Source organism: Gemmatimonadales bacterium (genome assembly GCA_035502185.1).
Lineage (GTDB): Bacteria > Gemmatimonadota > Gemmatimonadetes > Gemmatimonadales > JACORV01 > Fen-1245.
Genome location: DATJUT010000094.1, coordinates 21,368 through 28,403, shown reverse-complemented (window position 1 = coordinate 28,403; position 7,036 = coordinate 21,368). Strand labels below are relative to the sequence as shown.

General features: G+C 69.0%; 6 protein-coding genes. All 6 read right to left on the bottom strand.

All coding sequences use genetic code 11. From position 1 onward, the window contains the following. Positions 1-248: 248 nt before the first annotated feature. On the bottom strand, positions 249-956 hold the full coding sequence (locus tag VMF70_12055; GenBank protein HTT68753.1) for a hypothetical protein: 708 nt from the start codon (positions 954-956) through the stop codon (positions 249-251). 333 nt (positions 957-1,289) lie between these two features. Further along, positions 1,290-2,870, bottom strand: a complete 1,581-nt coding sequence (locus tag VMF70_12050) for a sigma-54 dependent transcriptional regulator (protein HTT68752.1) — start codon at positions 2,868-2,870, stop codon at positions 1,290-1,292. Further along, complete coding sequence (locus tag VMF70_12045; GenBank protein HTT68751.1) at positions 2,870-3,349, bottom strand: MogA/MoaB family molybdenum cofactor biosynthesis protein; 480 nt, start codon at positions 3,347-3,349, stop codon at positions 2,870-2,872. Before VMF70_12045 ends, VMF70_12050 begins: the two co-directional genes overlap by 1 nt. Further along, complete coding sequence (gene gcvT / locus VMF70_12040) at positions 3,349-4,452, bottom strand: glycine cleavage system aminomethyltransferase GcvT (GenBank protein ID HTT68750.1); 1,104 nt, start codon at positions 4,450-4,452, stop codon at positions 3,349-3,351. Before gcvT ends, VMF70_12045 begins: the two co-directional genes overlap by 1 nt. A 5-nt stretch (positions 4,453-4,457) precedes the next feature. Continuing rightward, a complete protein-coding gene (argF, locus tag VMF70_12035) occupies positions 4,458-5,357 on the bottom strand; it encodes an ornithine carbamoyltransferase (GenBank protein HTT68749.1) in 900 nt (299 codons plus the stop codon). A gap of 140 nt (positions 5,358-5,497) precedes the next feature. Next, positions 5,498-7,018 (bottom strand): ATP-dependent protease ATPase subunit HslU, encoded by a 1,521-nt coding sequence (gene hslU / locus VMF70_12030; GenBank protein HTT68748.1) that lies wholly within the window; start codon positions 7,016-7,018, stop codon positions 5,498-5,500. Positions 7,019-7,036 lie beyond the last annotated feature (18 nt).

Below are 7,036 nucleotides of genomic sequence, written 5' to 3'. Positions count from 1 at the left end.
CCGCCCATATCCTGAACCAGCAGGCGGATAATGGCCGCGATAAGGCCCGCGAACCAACCGAAATCGAACACGAGCGTCACCCCCTCTCAGGTCGAGAAGTCACGCCCATTCGCTACGGGCGTGCTGACGCTCCGCTCCCTTACTCCCCGCTCAGCTCGCTCGGAGCCTCGCCGGGGGTCCGTATCCTTTGTGAAAGAGCCCAAACACTTCGCTAACGACACCGCTCCAACTGCACCTGCGTACTGCGCTCAGTGCTGCAACAAAAACCACCTATTGGTCGCATCCAGTACCGCCAGCACCGCCGCCTGCTCGGGACTCTCCTTGACCTCACACGTCCCGACTAGCAGCTGCGACGTCCGCCCCCCCACCCCATGCACGCCGGCCAGTACCAGCTTCCGGTCGAAAGCCTCCACTACCCGCACGCCCTCCAACACCACACCCGCGTCCACCAGGTCCTTCTCGATCGCCTTCACCGCCGCGCGAGCCGCCAACTGCACCCGGCTGCGGGCCTCGTCTACCCCTTCCTCCGTCCCCTCCACCAGCACATCCCCCGACCGCAGCAGCACCCGCACCTCAATCCGCTTGGGCCGCGGGGACTCGATCACCAGATCCGCGAAGACCAGCTTCCGGCGCACCGCGGCGCTCGTCACCGCCTCCTGCTCCAGCAGGTCGATCGGCCGCACCTCAGCCGTCTGGGCAACGCTGATCTTGCGGTGATCCACCTTGATGCCGAGCTGCGCCATCAGCGCGCTCTCGACGTTGCGCACCGCCTGCTTCGGCTGCACCTCCGCCGTCGTCAGAACGTGGATCTCCTCGAAGTCGCCTCCACGCCCCGCAACGATCCGAGCGGACAATACCCCCGACAGCGCGGATATGAGCTGCTCAGCCCGGCGCAGCGTCCACGCCTCAGGCGATTCACCGGAAACCGGCAATCCAGGGTTCGCACTCATCAACACGACCCTCTCGTCCTTCAATCCTCGTGCCGCGAAGGGTGCTTCGCGCGGCGCCGGTACCGCCTCCTAGACTTGTGCACCCTGGAACCGGGCGCGTCAAGTCTACGCTTCGCCGGCTTCGCCGGATTCGGCACCTTCAGCTTCTCTCGAACACCCACCATTCCTCACGAAGACACGTCGCCCAATGGCGACAAATCCACCTGGATTTCATCCTAAGTTGTTGTCGGATGATATTTTACAAACTTGCCAGCAGTAAACGTCGCCGCCGGCAGCCGGGGGGTGGCTCACGATCATACGCCCGAAGCATCGAAAAGTCAATCACTTGTAGCAGGGATCTCAAGTAGGGGTTGATGCCGGGGCGCCGCCCGCCTCGTAGTCCTTCAACTTGCGGTACAGCGTACGCTCGCCGATTCCCAGCATCTCCGCCGCCTTGCGACGATTCCCACGCGTCTCGGCCAGCGCAGCCTCGATGGCCGCGCGCTCGACATCCGCCATGCGCATTCCCGCCTCATATACCACCAATTCCCTGGCCTTACTGCCCCGATCGCCCACCCCCCCTCCCGGGCCCGAACCGGCCAGCCGATCCGCTCCACCCACCAGCACCTCGGCCTCCGGAGCCTCGTGCGGCACCTCGATCACCTCCACCCGCTGCGGATGCTCCTCCAGCCGGCGGCGCAGATCCTCGACCTGCAGCCTGAGGTCGATCAGCGACTGCACGATGTAGGTCAGCTCCTGACCGGACACCCCGCGGGCCACGCCAGGGACCCGAACGGGCAGCAGCCGCTCCCTCCCCTGCTCCCGAATCTCCCGCGGGATGTCCTCCGGCCGAATCTCACTCGTCGGCGCCAGCACGACCATCGATTCGACCAGGTTGCGCAGCTGCCGCACGTTGCCCGGCCACGGGGCATCCACCAGGATCTGAAGCGCCGCGGGCGCGATGCCGCGAAACGGCCGGTCGTGCAGCTTGCTGAACTCGTGGATGAACCGCCGTACCAGCAGCGGAATGTCGCTGCGCCGCTCCCGCAGAGGGGGCAGGTAGATGGACAGCACGTTCAGCCGGTAGTACAGGTCGGACCGGAGCTCGCCGCTCGCCATGGCGTCCCGGAGCGGACGGTTGGTCGCCGCCACGACCCGCACGTCCACCTTGATCGGGGCGGCGCCACCGACCCGGAAGAACTCGCGCTCCTCCAGGACCCGCAGCAGCTTGACCTGCGTCGCCACCGGCATCTCGCCCACTTCGTCGAGGAAGATCGTCCCCGTGTCCGCCAGCTCGAACCGGCCCAGCCGCCGCTCGACCGCGTCGGTGAACGAGCCCTTCTCGTGACCGAACAGCTCCGACTCCAGCAGCGACTCCGGCAGCGCCGCACAGTTGACCGCGATGAAGGGCTTCGCGCGCCGGGGCGACAGATCGTGGATGGCGCGCGCCACCAGCTCCTTCCCGGTACCGGACTCCCCTTCGATCAGCACGGTGCTCGAGACCGGCGCCATCTGCTCGAGCTTGATGAGCACTTCCTGAATCGCCGGATGGTCGCCGAGGATCCCGGTGCGCTCCTGCAGGGCCTTGCGCTCGATGAGGCGCCGGCACAGGGCCACGGTCTCGGCGGCGTCGGCCGGCTTGACCACGGCGGCGGTCAGGCCCATCCGCTGGGCGACCGCCGCCGGCTCCGCGTCGGTGGGTTCCAGCAGGCCGAGCGTCGCGACCCGGCCGTCCCGCACCAGCGACAGCAAGCGGGCCGCCGCGGGCTCGTGCAGCCCGCCGGTGAGGAGCAGTAGATCGGGATCCTCGCGCAGGACGGCGGCGTTCACGTCGTCCAGCGCCGAGACCATCGCGGTCTCGTAGCCCGAGGCTTCGAATGCGGCGTTCAGCCGCACCGCCGCCTCGAGATCGTCCATGGTGATGAGAATGCGATGCGCCATCAGGTGTGCTCGGTCTTCCCGTGGAGCAGATCCACCGCGTGAGCGACCAGGGGCTCGAGCACCGACAGCGAGTCGCTCACGCCCCCCACCGAGCCCGGCAGGTTGACGACCAGCGCGCGTCCCCGCGTCCCCGCCGCTCCGCGGGACAGCGCCGCGAGCGGCTGGCGCGCAACGCCCGCCGCCCGCAGCGCCTCGGCGATGCCCGGCGCCTCCTTGTCCAGCGCCGCCCGGGTCGCCTCCGGTGTCCGATCCCGCGCGGCGAGCCCCGTGCCGCCGGTGGTGAGGATGACGTCAACCTCGCCGGCGTCCGCCCAGGCCACGAGCCTGGCCGTGATGGCCGCCGTCTCGTCGGGCACCACGTCGCGCGCCACCACGCGATAGCCGCGCGCGAGCGCCCACTCCGCCACCACCGCCCCCGAACGGTCCTCGCGCAGCCCCGCGGCCACGCCGTCCGATACCGTCAGGACCGCGAGCCGGATCAGCGGTGCGTGCCCTTCTTCCAGAACGGGGTCTCGACCACCTCCGCCGGCAGCCGGCTGCCGCGGATCTCGACCTCGAACCGCTGGCCCGGCGTGGCCACCGCGGGCGGCACGTACGCGGTCCCGATCGGCTCGGCCGTCGAAGGGGAGACGATCCCGCTGCGCACCTCCCCGAACCGCTCCCCGTTCACCCACACCGGGTAGCCGTGCCGCGGGAAGCCCCGCTCTCTCAGGACGAAACCCACCAGCCTGCGCGTCAGGCCGCGAGCCTTCTGTGCCTCGAGCGCGCTCTTCCCCACGCAGTCGCCCTTCTTGAGCTTCACGATCCAGCCCAGGCCCGCCTCGAGCGGCGTCGTCTGGTCGTCGATGTCGTTGCCGTAGAGCGGGTACGCCATCTCGAGCCGCAGACTGTCGCGGGCGCCGAGGCCCACCGGCTTCACCTCGCCGCCCGGCCGCACCAGCGCCTTCCACAGCGTGGCCGCGTGCCGGTTGCCGTGGTAGAGCTCGAAGCCGTCTTCCCCGGTGTAGCCCGTGCGGCTGATGATGCAGTCCACGCCGGCGACCTTCCCGGTGACGCAGTGGTAGTACTTGATCTGGTCGAGGTTCACGCCCGGCGCGAGCGGCTGGAGCACGGCCTGCGAGCGCGGGCCCTGCAGCGCCAGCAGCGCCACCTCGTCCGACACGTTCGACAGCTTGACGCCGAACCTCGAGGCGAAGCGGTTGACGTGCGCCCAGTCCTTGGCGGTGTTCGACGCGTTCACCACCAGCATCATCCGGTCGCCGAGCCGATACACCAGGCAGTCGTCCACGATGCCGCCCGTCTCGTGCATGAAGCACGAGTACTGCACCTGGCCGTAGGCGAGCGCGGCGGGATCGTTCGACGTCACGTGGGAGACGAAGGCGAGGGCGTCCTTGCCGGACACCTCGAACTCGCCCATGTGCGACACGTCGAACAGGCCGGCGCCGCGGCGCACGGCGTTGTGCTCGGCGGTTATCCCTTCGGGGTATTGGACGGGCATCTCGAAGCCGGCGAACGGGACGATCTTGGCGCCGGCGGCGACGTGCAGATCATAGAACGGCGTGCGCTTCAGTTTCTGGTCCATCGCGATCATCCCATCAGAGTGGCGAGCAGTGCCTTCTGGACATGGAGGCGGTTCTCCGCCTCGTCGAACACCCGCGACTGCGGCCCCTCGAAGACCTCCTCCGCCACCTCCTCCCCGCGATGCGCCGGCAGGCAGTGCAGGAAGATGGCCGACGGCTTGGCCCGCTGCATCAGCCCGGCGTCCACCACGTAGCCCTTGAAGGCGAGCCTGCGCTCCTCCGCCTCACCCTCCTGCCCCATCGACGCCCAGACGTCGGTGGTGACGACGTCCGCGCCCTCCGCCGCTTCCTCCGGCTCCTCGGTGATCAGCGTCTTGGTGAGCTTCTTGGCGCGCTCGTAAATGTCGTGGTCGGGCTCGTAACCCTCGGGGCAGGCGAGCCGCAGCTCGAAGCCGAGCAGCCCCGCGGCGTCCAGCCACGAGTTGGCCATGTTGTTGCCATCGCCGATCCAGGCCACCCGCTTGCCGGCGTACCCGCCGAGGTGCTGCTGGATCGTGAGCACGTCCGCCAGGATCTGGCAGGGGTGGTGCAGGTCGGTGAGGCCGTTGATCACCGGGACGGTCGCGAACTTCGCCAGCTCCTCGACCTCGGCCTGGTCGAAGGTACGGATCATGATCCCGTGCACGTAGCGCGACAGCACCCGCGCCGTGTCCCGGATCGGCTCCCCGCGGCCGAGCTGGATGTCCCGCGACGAGAGAAACAGGGCGTGACCGCCGAGCTGATACGCCCCCACCTCGAAGGAGACGCGGGTGCGGGTGGACGACTTGGCGAACACCATCGCCAGCGTCTTTCCCTCCAGCGGCCGCTCGCGGTATCCGCCCGCCTTCATCTTCGTCGCAAGCTGAAAGAGGGCATCCACTTGCGGGCGGCTGAGATCGGAGAAGACGAGGTAGTCGCGCTTGGGCATGGGACGCCGGGGTTGTCGGTCAAAATGACAGCAGGGAGGGGAACCTATCCCTGGCCCGGCCCTTCAGCAAGCGAGGACCCTCCGGGCCCGCGTCCCCACCACGGCCGTCCGACGCGGGCGGCGGGGCACGGCAGAAGCCGCTACAGGATGTACTTCCGGAGGTCCTCGTCCTGGACGATCGAGTCGAGCCGCGCCTTGACCCGCGCCCGGTCGAAGACGATGCGCTTCTCCTGAACGTCGGGCAGGTCGTACAGCGTGTCCTCGAGCAGCGTGGTCAGCACGGTGTGCAGCCGGCGCGCGCCGATGTTCTCCATCCGCTCGTTGAGGATCGCCGCGATGCGGGCCACCTCGACGATGCCCTCGCCGGTGAACTCGAGCGTCGCACCCTCCGCGGCGCACAGCGCCGCGTACTGCTTGGTGAGCGCATTCTCCGGCTCGGTCATGATCCGGACGAAGTCGTCCTCGGTCAGGGGTGCCAGCTCCACCCGGATGGGAAAACGGCCCTGCAGCTCGGGGATCAGGTCGGACGGCTTCGAGACGTGGAACGCGCCGGCGGCGATGAACAGCACGTGGTCGGTCCGCACCAGCCCGTAGCGCGTCTGCACCGTGGAGCCCTCGACGATCGGCAACAGGTCGCGCTGGACACCCTCGCGGCTCACGTCGGGGCCCACCGTCCCGCGCTCGCCGGCGATCTTGTCCAGCTCGTCGATGAACACGATGCCGTGGTTCTCGACCCGGTCCAGGGCCTCGTTCACCACGTCGTCCATGTCCACCAGCTTGCGCAGCTCCTCCTCGATGAGGATGCGGCGGGCCTCGCTTACGCGCACCGTGCGCCGCTTCTTGCGCTTGGGGAGGATCTCCTTGAGCCAGTCCATGATGTTGATGTCCGGCCCTTCCATCCCCGGCTGCTGGAACAGGTCCATCGGAGGGAACGACTCCTGCGTCACATCCACCTCGACGTCCCGTTCCTCGAGCTTGCCGTCCTTGAGCAGCGCGCGGAGCTTCTCCCGCGTGCGCTCGCGCCGCTCCCGGCCGCGTGCGTCCTCCTCCTCGTTGCGCTCGGTCACGTCGCCCTTGGGCGAGACGACGAACAGGGTGCGCGACGCCGCCGCGCCCGCCGCCGGCTCCGGTGGGGGCGGTGCCGCCCCCGCCGCGCCCGGCGTCCCCGCCGCCGCCGGGGGCGGCAGCAGCAGGTCGAGCAACCGCTCCTCCGCCCTCACCTCGGCCTGCGGATAGATGTCGTCCTCCCGTTCGCCGCGCACCATGTTGATGGAGGCGTCCACCAGGTCGCGCACCATCGATTCCACGTCCCGGCCGACGTAGCCGACCTCGGTGAACTTCGACGCCTCGACCTTGACGAACGGCGCGCCGGCGAGCCTCGCCAGCCGCCGGGCGATCTCCGTCTTCCCGACGCCGGTGGGCCCGATCATGATGATGTTGTTGGGGAGAATCTCCTCGCGAATGTCGTCCGGAGCCTGCGCGCGGCGCCACCGGTTGCGGATGGCGATGGCGACGGCCTTCTTCGCCGCCCCCTGCCCCACGATGTAGCGATCGAGCTCGGCGACGATCTGCCGCGGCGGCAGCTCCTCGAGCCACGGCAGCGGCTCCGTCTCCTGCTCCGCCGGCACCGGCCCGGTCTCGGGCGTCTGGACCTCAGCCATCGCACCTCGTCATGGCGA

Coding starts and splice junctions, on each gene's coding strand:
- gcvT (HTT68750.1), bottom strand. CDS start 4,452: ATGGACCAGAAACTGAAGCGCACGCCGTTCTATGATCTGCACGTCGCC.
- argF (HTT68749.1), bottom strand. CDS start 5,357: ATGCCCAAGCGCGACTACCTCGTCTTCTCCGATCTCAGCCGCCCGCAA.
- hslU (HTT68748.1), bottom strand. CDS start 7,018: ATGGCTGAGGTCCAGACGCCCGAGACCGGGCCGGTGCCGGCGGAGCAG.
- VMF70_12050 (HTT68752.1), bottom strand. CDS start 2,870: ATGGCGCATCGCATTCTCATCACCATGGACGATCTCGAGGCGGCGGTG.